Below are 17985 nucleotides of genomic sequence, written 5' to 3' on the forward strand. Positions count from 1 at the left end.
CCTAGGTGCTAGCCGACTCCCTCGAGGGCATCGGTCTCGGTCTGACCGATCCTGGCGATGACATCCGGGCGTTGACGTGCCAGCCGGAAGTACCACGCCAGCGCGACGGCGATGGTCGCCAGGAACAGGTACGGAATCACGTTGAGCGGGAATGCCGGGACCGGATAGACATTCGCGAAGAACGTGTACGCCATGGCGAGCACCGCGACGACGGCTGCGGCCCAGACAAGCCGGTTCGGCTGGCCCGTGCGCCGGGTGTAGATCACGCAGGCGACGGCGACCAGCGAGTAGGCGACCATGTAGCCGTAGGTGCCATAGGTGTCCACCCACACCACGATGTCCATGGGATGGACGTTGGCCGCGAGCAACAGGATGTCCAGGACTATGGCGGCGGGCCCCGCGATGAGCAGTACCCGGTGCGGGGTCAGATGGCTGTCATGGGTGCGACCGAACCGGTCAGCCACGACACCCTCCTTGCCCATCACGTAGACGATGCGTCCCACGACGTTGAGGGGGGCGACCACCACGGCGAAGAACGACGCGCCGACCCCGAACAGCAGGATCGGGGTGAACCACGACGGCATGCCGATCATGACGGAGATGTCCTGCAACGGATTCGCGCTCTCGGCCAGACCGTCCTTCAGCACTGCGATCTGGGTGTACGCGGCGAACACGTACAGAACTCCCACCACCAGGGCGCTCCACATGATCGCGCGGGGTATCGCGGTGTAGGGATTGCGTGCCTCGCGGCCCAGCGCGTCGGCCGAGGAGAATCCGACGAAGCCGAGAATGCCGAGCACCATGCCCGTCGCGACACCCTGCATCGGAACATCTTTCAGCGAGAACTGCGACGGGTCCCAGGCAGCCGGTCCCGCCCACACCAGCGCGAGCACCAGTAGGACGATGATGATGGAGACCGATATCAGCTCCAAGGTCAACGACACTCGCGCCGAGAGCCGGATACCGCGAATGGTGAACAGTGTCGCCAGGCCGCCGAGCACAATCGTGAGAGCGATCTGCCACCCCACGCCGTTGGCGGGAACTCCGAGATCCAACAGGAAGTCGTTCATGTACGACACGGCGCCGCCGAGGGAGCCAGCGGTGATCCCCCAGCACCCGACCAGGAGCGCGACACCCGCGAGGTAGGCGCCGAACGGTCCAAGCCCCTTGGACACATAGGTGTACAGGGAGCCCGCCGATGCGTGACGTCGCGCGAACACCACGACGCAGTAGCCGACGGACAGAATCACCACCGTCGCGAGGGCGAACGAGATGATCGTCCCCTTGCCCGCGGTGAGGTAGATGGCCGCCGCGGTGAACGCGATGACAGCGCTTGGGGCGATGTTCGCGATGGCCTGCGCAGCCAGTTCAGGTCCTGACATCACGCCGTGCCGAAGCCCGGCGTCCTCAGAGGTTTTGGTAGGCACGGTCATGTGTGGTCCTCGGAATTGGGAGTCATTCGTGGGCAACGTTTCTCAGGGCACCAGGAGGGTGCGTAGGGCCTCGCCGGACTCGAGATCGGCGAAGGCTGCGGCAGCCTCACCGAGAGGCCTGCGCGCCCAGATCAGTGCGTCGAGCTTGAGCTGACCGTCCATGTAGCGGTCGACGAGCGCGGGGATGTCGATCGACGGCCGAACTGATCCGTAGTTCGAGCCGAGGATGCGCTGATCGGCCTCGGCGAGCACCAGCGGTTCGAACGATGCCTTGGCGCCCGTCGGGGGAAGCCCGACCACCACGGCGGCGCCACCCAGGCCCAGCATCCGGATCGCCTGTTCGGTGGTGCTGGTGTGGCCGAAGGCGTCGAACGCGTAGTCAACGCCGTCGGGGATCAGGGCGCGGAGCTGTTCCTCGGCGTCGCCCTGGGAGGCGTTGATCCGATCGGTGGCACCGAACTGGATGGCCATCTGCGTCTTGTCATCACGGACATCGATCGCGATGATCCGGGCCGCGCCTGCGAGCTTCGCGCCCTGGATGACGTTGAGTCCGACGCCGCCACAGCCGATGACGGCCACGGTCGCGCCGGGCTCGACAGCGGCGGTGTTGAGGACCGCGCCGACGCCGGTGGCCACGGCACAACCGACCACCGCGATGACGTCCAGCGGGGCGTCCTCGCGCACCTTCACCGCGCCGGAGGCAGGCACGATGACCTCTTCGGCGAAGGAGGAGACGCCCAGGTAGTGATGGATCGACTCGCCGTTCGACGACAGGCGGGAGGTGCCGTCGAACAGCGTCCCCAAGGGGGCGACCACGGTGGCGACCTTCTGGCAGCGCGCCTCGTGACCGGAGCGGCAGTAGCGGCATTCGCCGCACGGCGGCACCCACGACAGCACCACGTGATCACCGACAGCGAGTGTGGTGACGCCCTCACCGAGCTGAGTCACGACACCGGAGCCCTCATGTCCCATGACCAGCGGTGCGGGCGCGTCCCACTCGCCACGCTTGACGTGCAGATCGGAGTGGCACACGCCGGCCGCGGCGATCTTCACCCGCACCTCACCGGCCTTCGGGCCTGCTAGGTCAACGTCGGTGTACTCGATGGGCAGAGCGGGTTCTCGGAAGACGATGGCTTTCACGGGGCTCCTTATGGCTCCTGGCGGGGCGTGAATCCCACGAATCGTAAGAAGCCGGTGACCGTATTGTCAGCCGCAAAAAGTGTGGTTCTGCTGTCAGCAATCATCATTTCGTACACTCGCTGCATGGCCTATGACGTGCGGTCGATCGCGGAGTACCTCGATGCCGAACTCGTCGTCGGCGCGGTGGACGGGGCGACGCCGGTCGAGGGCGCGATCCCTCTTGCCGACCTGGTGGTCGCGAGTACACCGGGATACGCCACCCTGGCCGTCGCCACAGCGGACCAGTGGGTACAGACACTGGAAGCCGACACACGGCTCCGCTCGTTGACCGGATCCGTGGCGGTCATTGCCGGCGGGCCGGCCGATCCTGGAATCAGGGCTGCGCTGAGCGGCCACGACCTCACCGCCGTCATCGTGTCTGACCTGGCCGCCGACGTCGTGCATCCGAAGCTGACCGCGCTGATCGCGGCCGACCAGGCTGCGGAGGACCGGCGGGTCACCACGGGAACCAAGGTGCTCACGCAGGTGGCCCGACGCGGCGGTGTGGTGGCCGTCGTCGCCGAACTCGCGCACCGAATCGACGGGTGGGCCGTGCTCCTCGACGCGCACGGTGAGGTGATCACCACGGCCGGCGCGGGCAGTCTGCATGTGCGGGACGCGGGATCAGTTGCCTTCGGCCGGCGAGTGCGCATCCGCCATCCGGGACTCCAGGTGCATCCAGTGGGACAGGGCGAGGATGTCAGTGCGTATCTCGTCATAGGTGCGCGCGGATCCACGAGCCGAAGCCGTGACCTTGCCTCTCAGGTCGCCGCCCTGCTCGACCTCATGTTGCACACCCCGAATCACCCCGCCACCGAACGCCTGGGCCGTGAGGTGATGTTGTCGACGCTGCTGCGTGGCGGCGCCGATGCGGCAACTCTGTTGCGCCGCTGGGGAGTTCACGACCCATCGCTGACGGCCTTCGCGGTCTCATCGCAGTCGCGTGCCATCGACCCCGAACGCCAGACCATCGGCTGGCTCGATGAGCTGGGCGCCATCCACGTCGTGTCGGCCGAGCGTGGGAGGGTGCTCGGTTTCATCGGCGACGATCGCGCGAACGAACTCGCCACGATGGTGGAACGACTGAGTGCAGATGCAGGCATGCCGCTGCGGATGGGGCTGGGTTCGTCGGCGAAACCCGAAGCGCTGGCCCGATCTGCCGCCGAGGCACGGCAGGCGCTGGAGATCGCGGTCGTCGACTCACGCCCGGTGGTCTGGTACCGCACGTTGGCCACGGTCTCCTATGTGCTGGATCATCTCGACGACAGCGCAACGACGCGCATCGCCGCGGTACTGGACCCGCTCCGAGACGATGGCGGTCGCCACGGTGCACTGGTGCGGACGCTCGAGGTGTACCTGGCCGAACACGGAGCGTGGGGATCGTCGGCCAGCCGGCTGAAGGTCCATCGCCAGACCCTGGCTGCCCGGATACAGCGCATCGAGGAACTCACCGGGCTGTCGATGTCCAGTCCGGACGACCGGGCCGCGGCGTGGCTGGCAATTCGTGCCCTGAAGAGCCCGGCGCGGCCTCGAGTCGGCTGACGCCCGGGGAATGAATGGGGCCATCGAGGCGCTTCATTGCTGCGTGACTTTCAAACTCGACGGCGACGCCGCACTGCTGAAGCCCATCCAGGTCGGCGCCACCACCGCGGAGAACCGAATCTTCATGGCGCCGTTGACGCGATCGCGCGCGCAGGCCGACGGCACCCCCTCTGAACTGGCAGCGCAGTACTACGCGCAGCGTGCATCCGCGGGCATCATCATCAGCGAGGCCACGGCGGTGTCCCAGGGTGCCAACGGTGCGTACGTCAACACACCCGGCAATTACACCGACCGGCATCAGGAGAAGTGGGCCGAGATCGCGGCCGCGGTGCACGAGGCGGGTGGCCGGATGTTCATGCAGCTGTGGCACGTCGGGCGGATGGCGCATCCGGAGATCAGCGGCGTCGAATCAGTGGCACCCTCGGCGGTCGCGGCGGACCTGTCGGCGCACACCCCGACCGGCAAGAAGCCGCTGCCCGCGCCCCGTGCGCTGGACACCGCCGAACTCGCTCCGATCGTCGAGCAGTTCAGGGCTGCGGCACGCCGCGCGGTCGACGCGGGCATGGACGGCGTCGAGATCCACGCCGCGAACGGCTACCTGCTGCACCAGTTCGCCTCCGATGTCACCAACCAGCGCATCGACGCCTACGGCGGGTCGCCGGAGAACCGGGCCCGCCTGGCAGCCGAGGTCGTCGAGGCCGTCGCCGCGGAGATCGGCGCGGGCCGCGTCGGGCTGCGCATCTCGCCGGGGAACACCGCGGGCGACATGCACGAGGTGGACACCGTCGGCGCGTACGAGGCGCTGCTGAATCGGATCTCCGCACTCGACATGGCCTATCTCCATGTCCTGATCGACCCCTCGGCACCCGAGTTCGGCACAATCCGCGCGCTGTGGTCGGGGACCCTGGTGCTGAACACCGGCCGAAATGTGGACACGAAGTTCTGCCAGCTCGAGGAACTCGCCGAGTGGGGCGTGATCGGCGCCGCGGCCGTCGGCCGAGGATTCCTCGCCAATCCGGATCTCATCGATCGACTCCGCGTCGGCGCGGAACTCAACGAGCCGGACCTCGCCACGTTCTACGCGCCCGGCCCCGTCGGCTACACCGACTACCCGACGCTGGCCGATCTCCGGCAACCCGAGTCCGCCTGACGCATCTCCACCCCTCCCGCGAGACTGAGGTCGTCGGGGAGGCTCCAGAGGGCTCGGACGCTGCCCAACCAACGGGTTGGGCGGGGCTGATAGGCTGGGCAAAGCGAGGACTAGCCTCCTACGTGGGCACGCGCCTGCTCGACCCAAATTGCACCGAACCATACATAGGCCTGGAGAGTCAGAACATGTCTGAAGAAGCCTTCATCTACGAGGCGATCCGCACGCCGCGTGGTAAGCAGCGCGGCGGCGCGCTCAACGAGATCAAGCCGGTGAACCTCGTCGTCGGTCTGATCGATGAGATCCGCCACCGCCACCCCGATCTGGACGAGAACCTCATCAGCGACGTCATCCTCGGCGTCGTCTCGCCAGTGGGTGACCAGGGCGGCGACATCGCCCGTACCGCCGCGCTCGTCGCGAAGCTCCCCGAGACCACCGGTGGCTTCCAGCTCAACCGGTTCTGCGCGTCGGGCCTCGAGGCCGTGAACACCGCGGCGCAGAAGGTGCGCTCCGGGTGGGACGACCTGGTGCTGGCCGGTGGTGTCGAGTCGATGAGCCGCGTGCCCATGGGTTCCGACGGCGGCGCCTGGGCCTCTGACCCCGAGACCAACTACCGGATCGGTTTCGTGCCCCAGGGCATCGGCGCCGACCTCATCGCCACCATCGAGGGCTTCTCGCGTGAGGACGTCGACGCCTACGCCGCGCGTTCGCAGCAGCGGGCCGCCGACGCATGGTCGGGTGGCTACTTCGCCAAGTCCGTGGTGCCGGTTCGTGACCAGAACGGCCTGATCGTTCTCGACCACGACGAGCACATGCGGCCCGGCTCCACCGTGGAGAGCCTCGGCAAGCTCAAGACCGCGTTCGACGGTGTTGGCGCGATGGGCGGTTTCGACGATGTGGCGCTGCAGAAGTACCACTACGTCGAGAAGATCAACCATGTCCACACCGGCGGCAACAGCTCGGGCATCGTCGACGGCGCGGCGCTTGTGCTGGTCGGCTCGGAGGCCGCAGGTAAGTCGCAGGGGCTGACCCCGCGGGCCCGGATCGTGGCCACCGCCACCAGTGGTGCGGATCCCGTCATCATGCTGACCGGTCCGACCCCGGCCACGCGCAAGGTGCTCGACCGCGCGGGTCTGACGGTCGACGATATCGACCTGTTCGAGCTGAATGAGGCGTTCGCCTCGGTGGTGCTCAAGTTCCAGAAGGATCTGAACATCCCCGACGAGAAGCTCAACGTCAACGGTGGCGCGATCGCGATGGGGCACCCGCTGGGTGCGACCGGCGCAATGATCACCGGAACCATGGTCGACGAACTCGAGCGCCGCGGCGCTCGTCGTGCCCTGATCACGCTCTGTGTGGGCGGCGGCATGGGCGTGGCCACCATCATCGAGAGGGTTTAAGCACATGGCCGAGAACACAATTGCTTGGGACAAGGATGCCGACGGCATCGTCACCCTGACGCTGGACGACCCGACTGGTTCGGCCAACGTGATGAACGAGCATTACAAGGAGTCGATGCACACTGCCGTCGAGCGTCTCTACGCCGAGCAGGAGTCGATCACCGGTGTGGTGATCACCAGCGCGAAGAAGACGTTCTTCGCAGGCGGTGACCTCAAGGGCATGATGAACGTCGGCCCCGACGACGCCGCGGGCGCCTTCGCCGAGGTTGAGCACATCAAGGCCGACCTTCGCACGCTCGAGACGCTCGGCAAGCCGGTGGTGGCCGCCATCAACGGTGCTGCCCTCGGCGGTGGCCTCGAGATCGCACTCGCCACCCACCACCGCATCGCCGCGGACGTCAAGGGTTCGGTGATCGGGCTGCCCGAGGTCACCCTCGGTCTGCTGCCCGGTGGCGGTGGCGTGGCCCGCACCGTGCGGATGTTCGGCATCCAGAAGGCGTTCATGGAGATCCTGAGCCAGGGCACTCGGTTCAAGCCCGCCAAGGCCAAGGAGATCGGCTTGGTCGACGAGCTCGTCGGCTCGGTCGAGGAACTGGTTCCCGCCGCCAAGGCGTGGATCAAGGCCAATCCCGACAGCCACACCCAGCCGTGGGACGTCAAGGGCTACAAGATGCCCGGCGGCACCCCGTCCAGCCCCGGACTGGCCGCGATCCTGCCGTCGTTCCCGGCACTTCTGCGCAAGCAGCTCAAGGGTGCCCCGATGCCCGCTCCGCGCGCCATCCTGGACGCCGCCGTGGAGGGTGCGCAGGTCGACTTCGACACCGCCAGCCGCATCGAGAGCCGGTACTTCACGTCGCTGGTGACCGGCCAGGTCGCCAAGAACATGATCCAGGCGTTCTTCCTGGATCTGCAGTACATCAACTCCGGTGGTTCGCGGCCCGAGGGCATCGGCAAGACACCGATCACCAAGATCGGTGTGCTGGGCGCGGGCATGATGGGCGCAGGTATCGCCTACGTGTCGGCCAAGGCCGGCTTCGACGTCGTGCTCAAGGACGTCGCCATCGAGGCGGCGCAGAAGGGCAAGGCCTACTCGGAGAAGATCGAGGCCAAGGCCCTCGAGCGTGGCCGCACCACGCAGGAGCGCTCCGACGCGCTGCTGGCGAGGATCACTCCCACCGCCGACGCGGCCGACTTCGCCGGTGTCGACTTCGTCATCGAGGCCGTCTTCGAGAGCCAGGAACTCAAGCACAAGGTGTTCGGCGAGATCGAGGACATCGTGGAGCCCAACGCAGTGCTGGGCTCGAACACCTCCACGCTGCCGATCACAGGTCTGGCGACCGGCGTGAAGCGCCAAGAGGACTTCATCGGCATCCACTTCTTCTCTCCGGTCGACAAGATGCCGCTGGTCGAGATCATCAAGGGCGAGAAGACCTCTGACGAGGCGCTGGCCCGCGTGTTCGACTACACCCTGGCCATCGGCAAGACCCCGATCGTCGTCAACGACAGCCGTGGGTTCTTCACCAGCCGCGTCATCGGCACCTTCGTCAACGAGGCGCTGGCGATGCTCGGCGAGGGTGTGGCACCGGCCAGCATCGAGCAGGCCGGCAGTCAGGCCGGTTACCCCGCGCCGCCGCTGCAGCTGTCCGACGAGCTCAACCTCGAGCTCATGCACAAGATCGCCGTCGCTACGCGTTTGGGTGAAGAAGATGCGGGACGAGTCCATATCGCGCACCCGGCCGAGGCCGTCGTCGAGAAGATGATCGAACTGGGTCGTCCGTCGCGGTTGGCCGGTGCAGGCTTCTACGAGTACGCCGACGGTAAGCGCGTCGGTCTGTGGTCGGGGCTCAAGGAAGCCTTCAGCTCGACTTCGATCGATATTCCGTTGCAGGACATGATCGACCGCATGCTGTTCGCCGAGGCGATCGAGACGCAGAAGTGCCTCGACGAGGGTGTGCTCACCTCGACCGCCGACGCCAACATCGGCTCGATCATGGGCATCGGCTACCCGCCCTACACCGGTGGCTCGGCGCAGTACATCGTCGGCTACGAGGGACCGGCAGGCGTTGGCAAGGAGGCCTTCGTGGCCCGCGCCAAGGAACTGGCCGCCAAGTACGGTGAGCGCTTCAACCCGCCCGCCTCGCTGACCAGCTAGCTCCAACTGAACGGGAAAAGCCCCGAAACACTCAGTGTTTCGGGGCTTTTCGCGTGTCCAGTGTCAGTCGCTGTCGCTGCTGCCCGAATCGGAGCCGCTGCCCGAGTCCGAACTTCCCGACGCGCTCGCGCCGCCGGTCGTCGCGCTCGCGGTGTCCTTGTCGGAGACCGGCTTCGTCTCGGAGACGGGCTTCGTGTCCGTCGACTCGGTCTTCGTCGCGGACCCGCTATCGGTGCCTGACGTGAGGCCACTCTTGCCGGGTTCGGCCTTCAGGCTGTCGCGTGTCACGGTGGTGGAACCCTTCGTGACGGTGGTGTCGGCCTCCGAAGCTGTCGTCTCCTTGGCCGGCTCCTCCGTGGTTGTCACTGCGGCGGTGACGGTTTCGGTTTCCGGCGCGGTGACGATGGTGTCCGCCACGGGGAGAGTGGCGACGGCTGTGTCCTCCTCGGCAACGGTGCCAGGCACCGACGTCTGCGTGGACTCGGTCTCAGCCGCGACCTCGGTCACCGTGCCCGCCGTGCCGTCGGTCGGTACCGTCGGTGACTCGGTGCCGGTGGCCGGTGCCGTCAGCTCCGCCGCTGCTGTCTCCGGCGCCGCGCCCGCAACGCTGAGGGCGGTCACGGGGTTGGGCGCCTGCAACGCCCTGACGATCGTGTCGCGGATGAAGGGGACAGTACCGGTCGTGAAGGCGTCCAGCTGCGTGATCAGGTTGAGCGTCACATCCGCGAAACCGTGCTGGATGGCGTTCAGCACGTTGATGGGGTTGAGCGTCGTCACCGCGGTCAGCACGGACTGGGTGCTCTTCACGATCTGCTGAATGAACGGTGTGGTTCCCGTGTCGAACCCGATACCGACCGTCGAGATCACCGCGGCCAGGGTGAGGCTCAGCGCCGCATCGAACAGGGCTGGCACCAATGCCTGGCCAACCGCAAACGGACGCTGCAACACAGCCTGCAACGGTGTCCAGACGCCGGTGATCATGCCTATGATCGGGTTGAGGCCGGCCGAGATGATGGCGTCGATCGCGCCGTTGACGTCACCGACCGCGAGCTTCGCGCCGGCGGCCTGCAGTGCCGCCGGGAGGCCGGCCGCCAGCTCGCCCACGCCCTTGGCTCCAGCCTGCACTGCCTGGAGAACCCCTGCCGCCGTGGTGATCTGGTTCGTGGCGATCTGCTGCAGGATGGGGAATGGGTTGGCGATCTCGCTCTGGATCGTCTTGGTGATCCAGCTACCCGCGGCGTCGACCACAGGCGCGAACACCTGGATGGGGTTGTCGATCGACGCGGTGAGATTCACCGCCGGCATGTGCACGGCGGAGGGCGGGGCGATGGGTGTCACCGCAATGACGCTGGCACCGACGAGCGCGATTCCAGCCGTGACGTACGGCCTGAGAGCCAACTGCATTGACATAGCTGATGATGTCCGTTCTTTGTGTTCGTTCACCGGATTCCCCCGGGCACGCGGAAACCTACCCACCAGTAGGTTGGGCCGCCAGCAAATCTCAAAAGTGGTGGCGCCTGCCACTTTTCAGAAACTGACAGACAACGAATTCATTGCATTGCCAGGGGAACACGTCGCGATCGGCGACTTGTCACATGGCTGATACATCTTCCATGTGTGTTACCAGCGTCGCGGCGCGACAACTCCTGCATTCGCGGCAAAATCGCCGCCATCCAGGGATTGCTGCGCGCTCAAAATCCATACGCGGACTTAGGTTTCCGCGCGTCCACATCGTGAGATGCGACGCGGTTTCGTGGCGTTAGAACGCGCCCAAGTCCGCCGACAGCCAGTGCTGCGGCTTCATGTAGATGGCCACGTTCTCGCCAAGGTTCTCGCGGGCGAATTCCAGGTAGCGGTCGGCAGACTCGCCCTCGAGGTAGCGCCGGGTGACCTCCTCCAGCTGGGCGTCCGTGGCGGTCTCGATGCGGCTTACGGCGCCGTCGACGGAGACGTATCGGGTCGTGGGCTCGGTCCGCTCGACCATCAGGGAGAAGTAGCCAGCGGCTTCGATCAGCCGATGCTTGCGCGAACCCGTCCCAGTCAGCACCCAGAGATCTCCGCCGGGCGAGTACCCATACCAGATGGGAACGGTCAACGGGCCGCGGTCAACCCCGGCGGACACGGACAGCGCACCGACGTGCGGCTCGGCAAGAAATTCTTCGCGGTCTTCTAGGGAGAGTGCCATGACGTCGAGGGTAATGACGAACAGTGACAATGCCCCCGGGTCAGGGGTTCTGGGCCAGCCACGAATCGGTGATCCGGACGATGTCGACTATTCCGTTGGCGAGTTGGCCTGCGATGAAGCCTGCGATGGAGCCACCGATGAGCGGAACGCCGACCCTGACGCTCGCGGTGCCCGCCAGCTGCGTCCCACGGCCGGACGGGGACAGGTGCACTGCGCCGTCTCCAGAGATGGGGGTCCGCTGCGCATCGATGACGATCTCGCCGCGTACGTTTCCGTCCGTGAGGGCATTCCAGCGCTCATGTTGAACAATCTGCAGTGAGCCCAGCCGCAACCGTTGAAGTGGTCCCGGAAGCTGGTCACCGCCGAACCGCATGGTCATGGTGACTGACGTCGTGCCTGCCTCGTCTGTCGCGAGGTCATCGAGGGTCGGCGCCGCCGCCTCGAAGTTGGCCAATCTGGCCCGCCAGTACCGCTCGTCGTCGAAGGCCGACCGAATTCGCTCGAGGCTGTTCGGTGACTCCGCGGTCAGACTCAATGAGCGTGGCACAGCAGGGCACGCTACAGATGCGGCCTGTTCGTCGCGACAAGTGCACGCGGTGGCGCTGCCGGCAAATGCCTACCGATGGGCGCTGCGGAAGTTGCGATGTGCACTAATTTGCGCCCGCGTGGATTCTCGCCACAGGTAACCGCATACACATCAGCAATGCTGGCTATCACGAAAAAAGCTGTCATTCAGCATTCGTATGGCTATACAGCAACTTATACGCGAGTTGCCACGACCAAGATCAACGCCGGATTTGATCGGGGGAATGTGAGAAGGGTCTGCCTGAGTTGAGGCAGTCCTGCTAGCTTGGCGAACATGCTGAAGGGGTCAGCTGACCTGCGCCGTCTTCAGGCCGACGTCACCAGCGGCGGCGGTTCAACGGTCGTCCGCAAGGGTCGGATTCGATCGCACGGTTCATGCAGCTGCGGCTGGGAGGGCAAACCCCACCTGTTGGTAGGTGTCGCCGTCCACGATGCCCATATGCACGCCGTGACTTCGCGGTGCCACCCCGCCGCGCCATTGGTGCGCTGAGCGGGCTGACTCCTTGGACGCTGGTTGGCTCTCGCCGATCAGATGAAGGGGATGCCGGGCGTCAAGTCGGGTGGCGGGGGAAGCCCAAGGGGATTCAGCGGGTTGATCGAGGGAAGCTTCGGCGCGCCAATCTGCGGCGTGGGAAGGTTCCCCAGGCCGCCCACACCGGAGCCCCCGAGTCCGCCAATATTGATCGGGAAGTCGGGGACGAGGCCGATGCCGAGGCTGGGTAGCACCAGGTCGGGCGCGTTGATGGTCCCCAGTGACGGGAAGCCTCCACCAACTCCCGGGATGCCCCCGCCGCCGCCCCCGCCGAAGCCGGAGAGCGAGGGGGGTGCCGGCAGGGCCTGCAGCTGCTTGCTGATGCCCGCCATCAGGTCGACGCACTTGCCGTTCTCTTCGTCGACGACCGTGCCGTCAGGGCAGGTGATCCCGCGGTCTTGCTGGCCACACTCGGCGCCTTCGGCCGCGCCGGCCTCGGTGCACTGGTCTGCGTTGCTGGCAGCTGGGGTGACCACCGTCGCGAATGCCATTGGTGCGATGGCCAGCGCTGACCCGGAAACGAGCGTCAGCAGCATCTGCTTTACGCGTGCGGTCATGAGAATCCCTTGAAATCGGTGCTCAACGAGTGAATGGGTTCGAGTGTAGACAATTCTCGGGCATGTAGGCCGCCCAGCCAAAAAACGGTCATAAGGAATGATTTGCTCGGCGGACTGCCAGCCGCGCCAGGATGACGCTTCTCACCTGGGTTGACCGTGGCTTTGCCATCGACTCACCCGATCCCCGCGGCCTAGAGTGGGCTCTCGTGCGCTTCGGACTCTTCATCCCGCAGGGTTGGCGGCTCGACCTCGTTGACATTCCCCCCGCAGATCAGTGGGAGGTGATGCGCGACCTCGCCCAGTACGTCGACGGCGGCCCGTGGGACTCGCTCTGGGTCTACGACCACTTCCACACCGTGCCGGTGCCGACGGAGGAGGCCACGCACGAGGCGTGGTCACTCATGTCGGCCTACGCGGCGACGACGACGAGGATCAAGCTCGGGCAGATGTGTACGGCCATGAGCTATCGGAACCCCGTGTATCTGGCGAAGGTCGCTGCAACGGCCGACATCATCTCCGGTGGTCGTGTCCAGATGGGCATCGGCGGCGGGTGGTACGAACACGAGTGGCGTGCCTACGGTTACGGCTTCCCGTCAGCAGGTGTGCGGTTGGGGCGCCTGGACGAGGGCGTGCAGATCATGCGCGACGCCTGGCGGGACGGGAAGGTCAGTTTCGACGGCAAGCACTACCAGGTGGACGGAGCCATCGTCGCGCCGCGGCCGCTGCAGGCCGACGGCATCCCCCTCTGGATCGCCGGCGGCGGTGAGAAGGTGACGTTGAGGATCGCCGCCAAGTACGCGCAGTACACCAACTTCACATCCGAGCCCGACGGGTTCAGGCACAAGTCGGAGGTCCTCCAGGGCCACTGCCGCGACGTTGGGACGAACTACGACGCCATCGTTCGCTCGGCCAACTTCAATGCCGTGGTCGCCACATCCGAGGCCGACCTCAAGGACCGCATCGGGCGGATCCGCGCGCGGCAGAGCGCCAAGGCCAATCCGGATGCCGTCGAGGGGATGCTGTCGACCGTCGCCTCACCCGACTCGGCCAGCGGTACGCCGGAGCAGATCATCGAGCGGCTGACCCGGATGCGCGACCTCGGGTGTGAGTACGCGATTCTGTACTTCCCCGAAGCGGCGTACGACCGCTCGGGTATCGAACTCTTTGAGCGCGAAGTGATTCCAGCCCTCAGCTGAGTCTCCTTGCGCTCTAGTCAGCCCGCGACGCCTGGTACTGGACAACCTCCCACCGGTCAACGGTTCGGACCAGCGTCACGCCGACGTTCAGCTCCAGTGCCGATCTGTCGACGAAGGAGAACGTCGCGGACAGGTAGCCGAGCACGACATCGTCTGCTGGCTTGCGGCTTTCGAGGATCCGGTACGCCACCGTCATGCCACGGGGCTGGGAGTCGTAGTAGTCGGTGACGGCGCCGCGGCCCACCCCGTATGGCCGCAACCCCTGGAACACCGCGTCCTCGGCGAACACCGCCGCCACGCGGCCGGGGTCGTGTGCGTCGATCCCGGCCGTCCACTCGTCCATGACACTGGCGACGATCTCGTCGCTGGTCTTCCGTGCGGGTGACATCAGTGGCCTGCGCTCTGGCCGCCGTCGAGGTGCAGGATCTCCCCGGTGACGAACGAGGCGTTCTCCAGGTACAGGACTGCGTCGACGACGTCGGTGACCTCGCCGACCCGGCCGACCGGATGCAGGCTGGCGAGTGCGTCATATGCCGAGGGCTCGTGCATGGGTGTCCTGATCACGCCGAGCGAGACCGCGTTGGAGCGGATACCGCGTCCGGCGTATTCGATGGCCAGGGCGCGGGTCGCAGCGTTCAGGCCGCCCTTTGTCAACGACGCCAATGCTGAGGGCACCTCAGAGTTGGCGTGCTCCACCAGCGTCGTCGAGATGGTGACCAGGTGCCCGCCCTCGCCTTGGGACAACATCGCCGCGACCGCAGCTCGCGAAACCTCGAAGAAGCCACGAAGATTCACGCCTGTGATGGCGTCGAACTCGTCGTCGGTGTAGTCGACGAATGCCTTGGGGATGAAGATCCCCGCGTTGTTGACCACGGTGTCGACTCGCCCGAATCGTTCGAGCGCCGCGTCAACGATCCGTTGCCCGACGCCGGGTTGGGCGATGTCGCCCGGTACCGCCAGCACCATCGGGTCATCGCCAGCACCGATGGTCCGGGAGTTGGCGGCGACGGCGTAGCCAAGCTTGCGGTAGCCGGACACCAGGCCCGCGCCGATGCCCTGGGATGCGCCGGTGATGATCGCGACGCGGGGAGTGGAGGTCGTGGTGGTGGAAGTCATGGTGGTGGTCCCTTCTCGTGTGTCTTGCCCATCGCAACGCAGCATCGGGTAGGTGCACTCCCCGCCGCCATGACCGGTTTGCTCGCTGCTGGTAGGTATCTCCTTCCACAGCCCACTACGCTGAGCCGGATGGAGCTGCGACAGCTGCGCTACTTCGTCACGGTCGCCGAGGAGTTGAACTTCGGGCGGGCTGCGCAGCGGCTGCGTATCGCGGGTCCGTCGCTCTCGCAGCAGATCAAGGCGCTCGAGCGCGATCTCAAGGTGCAACTGTTCGACCGTGACCGTCGATCGGTCGCCCTCACCGCTGCCGGCTCGACGCTGCTGCCGCAAGCGCGTGCTCTGATCGACCAGGCCGACGACCTCCGGCGACAGGCGTTGGGGCTGTCCGCGTCGGAGCCGGTCAGGATCGGTTGTGTGCAGTGGTGTCCGACGGACTGGGCGGAGCGAGCCGCGGGTGTTGCGCAGGTGCGAGTCGACACCTGGGTAATGCCGTCGCACGCGCAGGCCGCGCGGGTCGCCGATGGAAGCCTGGATCTGGCGATCTGCTGGGTGGAGTGCTCCGATCTCGATGCGCTGTCCCTCGACGCGCGACTGGTCGGGGCCGATCGGCTCTATGCGCTCAGTGCCGGAGCGGACACGTCGCAGGTGCAGGCCGGTGATGTGGCGGTGTTGCTGGATGCAGACGAGGCCAGCTGGTCGTCGTGGAATCGGTACGCCGAGCAGTTCGCCCGCGAGACGGGGGCGCACGTGGTCCGTGTGGAGGATGGTGGGGTCACCGGTTCGACATTCTTCGACCACGTCCGGCGCTTGCGGCGACCGGTGTTGAACAATCCCAAGGGGCAGAACGATGTAACGCCGGGTGATCTCACACGGCGGCCCGTGGTCGGCCCGACGCCGATGTGGACGTGGTCACTGGTGTGGCGACGCGGTGAGGGCAGCGGCGCGGTGCGCGCGGTCATCGAGGCGTTCACGGCCGACTTCGACCGATCGATGCTGGACGGCCCAGGAGTGTGGCTTCCGGCGGACGATCCGCATCGGCCGGCCGCGGGCTGAGGTCGGGGCAGCGCACACGTAGCCACATCGCGGTGAGCGCCGCCATCGACACCACGACGGCCGAGGTGATGAGTGCGTACCGGAAGCCATCCTGAACCCCTTGGTGCAGAAGGGGAGTCACCACCAGGGGGCCCAGGATCTGACCGACCGAGTACCCGCTGGTGAGCACGGCAACGGCCCGGGGAAACGCGAGCAGCCGTCCCGCAGCCAACGCGATGGTGCTCACGCCGATGAAGGTACCGCCGAACAGTACGGCCCCGATCAGGGCAGCCGCCACTCCACCGGCCAAGGCGGGCAACGCTATTCCGACAGCCTGAAGGACAAGGGCCGCCGTGAGCAGCGTCGGGTGCGACCACCGTGTGCTCGCCCAGGCCCACAACGCCGCGGACGGCGCGGCGGCCACGCCGACGACGATCCAGGCACCGTTGCCCAACCATCCCGCCGAGTGCTGCCCGATGGCCGCGACCAGGAACGTGCCCGCGATGATGTAGCCGATGCCCTCGAGTGTGTAGCAGGCGAACAACGCGACGAACCAACGGCGTGAATCAGGCTGCCGCGACGGCGAAGTCGCCTCCTGGGGCCGTGCATCCGGCGCGCCCCGCATGTGCCATGCCACCGCTGCGACGAGCGCGGCAAGCCCCGCCGATGTCCACCACGCGGCGCGCCAGCCCGAGGCTGGCAGCATCAGTACCAGTGCGCCGGACAGGGCAATGCCGACGCCGACGCCACCGAAGCCCCACCCGGGCAGCTGCGCAGACCGTCCACGGGCATGATCGAGCATCCAATCCACGGCGATGACGAAGAGGACGGCGCTGGCGAATCCGGCGACCACTCGGATGGCCAGCCAGACGATCACGCTGTGCGTCAACGGCATGGCGGCGAGGCTGGCGACGATTGCCGCCAGGGCTATTCGCCAGGTGGCCGTCGTGCGGACCAGTCGAGGAGCGGCCACGCCGGCGAGGGCGCCCGCCAGGTAGCCGACGTAGTTCGCCGTGGCGAGGCCGCCCGCCGACCCCGGGCTGAGACGGGCTTGCGCGGTCATCAGCGGCAGGATCGGTGTGTAGACGAATCGTCCGATGCCCATGGCTGCGGCCAGGCCGGCCGCCCCTCGGGCGATGTGTGCGTGCGCGTGCTGGCGGGACATCCTGCCATCGTCGACACTGTGCCGCAGCGTCGCCACGACATGTTTGCTTGCAGCTGGAAGGCGTTACCTCACAGCGGGGTTCGAGCTATGGCGTCGGCAGCAGTGGCGGCGGTGGGGGCGACACTCTCGGCTGGTACCCACCCGGCACGGGAGCCGGCGCGGGCGGAGGTCCATCGAAGTACCCGGGCGGCGGTGGCCCGTTCAGTGAGTAGTACCCCTCTGGCAGAGGCGGCCCACCCTCGTATGTCGCCGTCGGCGCAGGGCCGTTGGACGCCGGGTCGGTCAACGACTGGTATCCGGGTGGCAGCGGTGGTGCTGCACCGGCCCCGGGCGGCGGTGGGGTGGCAGCGGGCACCTCACCGGGCGCCATGCCCTGGAATCCGTACGGGTCCTGGGCCTGGTGCCAGGCATCCCTGAGGAAGCCCAGCGGGCCGGACGACTTACCGGACCCGTAGACCTGGTTCGCAACCTCCGGCACCATCGGCTCGCCGACCGGTGGTGGCGCGGGCGGAGGTGCGGGGTCGTCGGCAGCCACGATGACGGGCTGTCCGGGTGCGGGGGGAGGTGCCCCCGGCGTCACAGGCACCGGGACCGGCACGGCCGGGTCCACGGGTTCTGCGGCGGCGGGCCCCGCCAGAACCAGTGCGCCCAGGCTGACGGCCACGCCGGCCAGTGTCATCCTGGCGGCGTTCGTGGTCGAGGAGGCGCGGATGCGCTGTCGTCCAGTCATGAGTGTCGAGGTTAGCGCCTCACGCGGGTCTGTG

Annotated in this window: 16 protein-coding genes; 6 read left to right on the forward strand and 10 right to left on the reverse strand. The window is 66.8% G+C overall.

Going from position 1 to position 17985, the window contains the following annotated elements; genetic code table 11:
• Positions 1–8 precede the first annotated feature (8 nt).
• Both ACZY0X_RS07625 and ACZY0X_RS07630 read right to left on the reverse strand, forming a co-directional pair.
• Positions 9–1433, reverse strand: coding sequence for an APC family permease (locus ACZY0X_RS07625; protein ID WP_463769085.1), 1425 nt, complete (start codon positions 1431–1433; stop codon positions 9–11).
• Positions 1434–1475: 42 nt separating this feature from the next.
• Entirely contained in the window at positions 1476–2573 is a 1098-nt protein-coding gene (locus ACZY0X_RS07630; protein ID WP_463769087.1) for an alcohol dehydrogenase catalytic domain-containing protein, read from the reverse strand.
• 123 nt (positions 2574–2696) lie between these two features.
• Between ACZY0X_RS07630 and ACZY0X_RS07635 the strand changes: the two genes are divergently transcribed.
• From ACZY0X_RS07635 to ACZY0X_RS07650, 4 genes are all read left to right on the forward strand, one after another.
• The gene (locus ACZY0X_RS07635; protein WP_463769089.1) at positions 2697–4154 is read left to right on the forward strand and encodes a PucR family transcriptional regulator; all 1458 of its coding nucleotides are present in this window, start codon (positions 2697–2699) and stop codon (positions 4152–4154) included.
• Between the two features lie 43 nt (positions 4155–4197).
• Positions 4198–5304 carry an alkene reductase gene (locus tag ACZY0X_RS07640; RefSeq protein WP_463769090.1) on the forward strand — a complete coding sequence of 369 codons (1107 nt, stop codon included), beginning with the start codon at positions 4198–4200 and terminating at the stop codon, positions 5302–5304.
• 185 nt (positions 5305–5489) lie between these two features.
• Positions 5490–6701: an acetyl-CoA C-acetyltransferase gene (locus ACZY0X_RS07645; RefSeq protein WP_463769092.1), complete on the forward strand. Its 1212-nt coding sequence runs from the start codon at positions 5490–5492 to the stop codon at positions 6699–6701.
• A gap of 4 nt (positions 6702–6705) precedes the next feature.
• Positions 6706–8853: a 3-hydroxyacyl-CoA dehydrogenase NAD-binding domain-containing protein gene (locus tag ACZY0X_RS07650; protein WP_463769094.1), complete on the forward strand. Its 2148-nt coding sequence runs from the start codon at positions 6706–6708 to the stop codon at positions 8851–8853.
• A 63-nt stretch (positions 8854–8916) separates the two neighbouring features.
• Here the strand turns inward: ACZY0X_RS07650 and ACZY0X_RS07655 are convergent, their stop codons facing one another.
• The 4 genes from ACZY0X_RS07655 to ACZY0X_RS07670 all read right to left on the reverse strand — a co-directional run bounded on the left by ACZY0X_RS07655 (position 8917) and on the right by ACZY0X_RS07670 (position 12712).
• Entirely contained in the window at positions 8917–10257 is a 1341-nt protein-coding gene (locus ACZY0X_RS07655; RefSeq protein WP_463769096.1) for a hypothetical protein, read from the reverse strand.
• Between the two features lie 355 nt (positions 10258–10612).
• Positions 10613–11038, reverse strand: a complete 426-nt coding sequence (locus tag ACZY0X_RS07660; RefSeq protein ID WP_463769098.1) for a pyridoxamine 5'-phosphate oxidase family protein — start codon at positions 11036–11038, stop codon at positions 10613–10615.
• Positions 11039–11078: 40 nt separating this feature from the next.
• A complete protein-coding gene (locus ACZY0X_RS07665; protein ID WP_463769100.1) occupies positions 11079–11585 on the reverse strand; it encodes a DUF2505 domain-containing protein in 507 nt (168 codons plus the stop codon).
• Positions 11586–12151: 566 nt separating this feature from the next.
• Positions 12152–12712, reverse strand: a complete 561-nt coding sequence (locus tag ACZY0X_RS07670) for a hypothetical protein (protein WP_463769102.1) — start codon at positions 12710–12712, stop codon at positions 12152–12154.
• Between the two features lie 206 nt (positions 12713–12918).
• On the opposite strand from ACZY0X_RS07670, the gene ACZY0X_RS07675 reads away from it, so the two are divergent.
• Positions 12919–13908, forward strand: coding sequence for an LLM class F420-dependent oxidoreductase (locus ACZY0X_RS07675; protein ID WP_463769104.1), 990 nt, complete (start codon positions 12919–12921; stop codon positions 13906–13908).
• A 13-nt stretch (positions 13909–13921) separates the two neighbouring features.
• Here ACZY0X_RS07675 and ACZY0X_RS07680 read toward each other — a convergent pair whose 3' ends face one another.
• Both ACZY0X_RS07680 and ACZY0X_RS07685 read right to left on the reverse strand, forming a co-directional pair.
• Entirely contained in the window at positions 13922–14296 is a 375-nt protein-coding gene (locus ACZY0X_RS07680; RefSeq protein WP_463769106.1) for a nuclear transport factor 2 family protein, read from the reverse strand.
• Positions 14296–15024 carry an SDR family NAD(P)-dependent oxidoreductase gene (locus ACZY0X_RS07685; protein ID WP_463769108.1) on the reverse strand — a complete coding sequence of 243 codons (729 nt, stop codon included), beginning with the start codon at positions 15022–15024 and terminating at the stop codon, positions 14296–14298. Before ACZY0X_RS07685 ends, ACZY0X_RS07680 begins: the two co-directional genes overlap by 1 nt.
• Before the next feature lie 129 nt (positions 15025–15153).
• Between ACZY0X_RS07685 and ACZY0X_RS07690 the strand changes: the two genes are divergently transcribed.
• Positions 15154–16077, forward strand: a complete 924-nt coding sequence (locus ACZY0X_RS07690) for a LysR family transcriptional regulator (RefSeq protein WP_463769110.1) — start codon at positions 15154–15156, stop codon at positions 16075–16077.
• On the opposite strand, the gene ACZY0X_RS07695 is transcribed toward ACZY0X_RS07690, so the two are convergent.
• Both ACZY0X_RS07695 and ACZY0X_RS07700 read right to left on the reverse strand, forming a co-directional pair.
• Positions 15992–17257: a YbfB/YjiJ family MFS transporter gene (locus tag ACZY0X_RS07695; protein WP_463769112.1), complete on the reverse strand. Its 1266-nt coding sequence runs from the start codon at positions 17255–17257 to the stop codon at positions 15992–15994. The two genes, ACZY0X_RS07690 and ACZY0X_RS07695, sit on opposite strands and share 86 nt — an antisense overlap.
• Positions 17258–17306: 49 nt before the next feature.
• Entirely contained in the window at positions 17307–17951 is a 645-nt protein-coding gene (locus ACZY0X_RS07700) for a hypothetical protein (RefSeq protein ID WP_463769114.1), read from the reverse strand.
• Positions 17952–17985 lie beyond the last annotated feature (34 nt).

The sequence above is a fragment of the Mycobacterium sp. IDUB_39 genome, assembly GCF_055419205.1.

Excerpts from the sequence above, each read along its gene's own strand:
- ACZY0X_RS07635 (WP_463769089.1), top strand. The coding sequence starts at position 2,697 with ATGGCCTATGACGTGCGGTCGATCGCGGAGTACCTCGATGCCGAACTC.
- ACZY0X_RS07700 (WP_463769114.1), bottom strand. The coding sequence starts at position 17,951 with ATGACTGGACGACAGCGCATCCGCGCCTCCTCGACCACGAACGCCGCC.
- ACZY0X_RS07685 (WP_463769108.1), bottom strand. The coding sequence starts at position 15,024 with ATGACTTCCACCACCACGACCTCCACTCCCCGCGTCGCGATCATCACC.
- ACZY0X_RS07625 (WP_463769085.1), bottom strand. The coding sequence starts at position 1,433 with ATGACCGTGCCTACCAAAACCTCTGAGGACGCCGGGCTTCGGCACGGC.
- ACZY0X_RS07680 (WP_463769106.1), bottom strand. The coding sequence starts at position 14,296 with ATGTCACCCGCACGGAAGACCAGCGACGAGATCGTCGCCAGTGTCATG.
- ACZY0X_RS07690 (WP_463769110.1), top strand. The coding sequence starts at position 15,154 with ATGGAGCTGCGACAGCTGCGCTACTTCGTCACGGTCGCCGAGGAGTTG.
- ACZY0X_RS07645 (WP_463769092.1), top strand. The coding sequence starts at position 5,490 with ATGTCTGAAGAAGCCTTCATCTACGAGGCGATCCGCACGCCGCGTGGT.
- ACZY0X_RS07655 (WP_463769096.1), bottom strand. The coding sequence starts at position 10,257 with ATGCAGTTGGCTCTCAGGCCGTACGTCACGGCTGGAATCGCGCTCGTC.
- ACZY0X_RS07670 (WP_463769102.1), bottom strand. The coding sequence starts at position 12,712 with ATGACCGCACGCGTAAAGCAGATGCTGCTGACGCTCGTTTCCGGGTCA.
- ACZY0X_RS07650 (WP_463769094.1), top strand. The coding sequence starts at position 6,706 with ATGGCCGAGAACACAATTGCTTGGGACAAGGATGCCGACGGCATCGTC.
- ACZY0X_RS07660 (WP_463769098.1), bottom strand. The coding sequence starts at position 11,038 with ATGGCACTCTCCCTAGAAGACCGCGAAGAATTTCTTGCCGAGCCGCAC.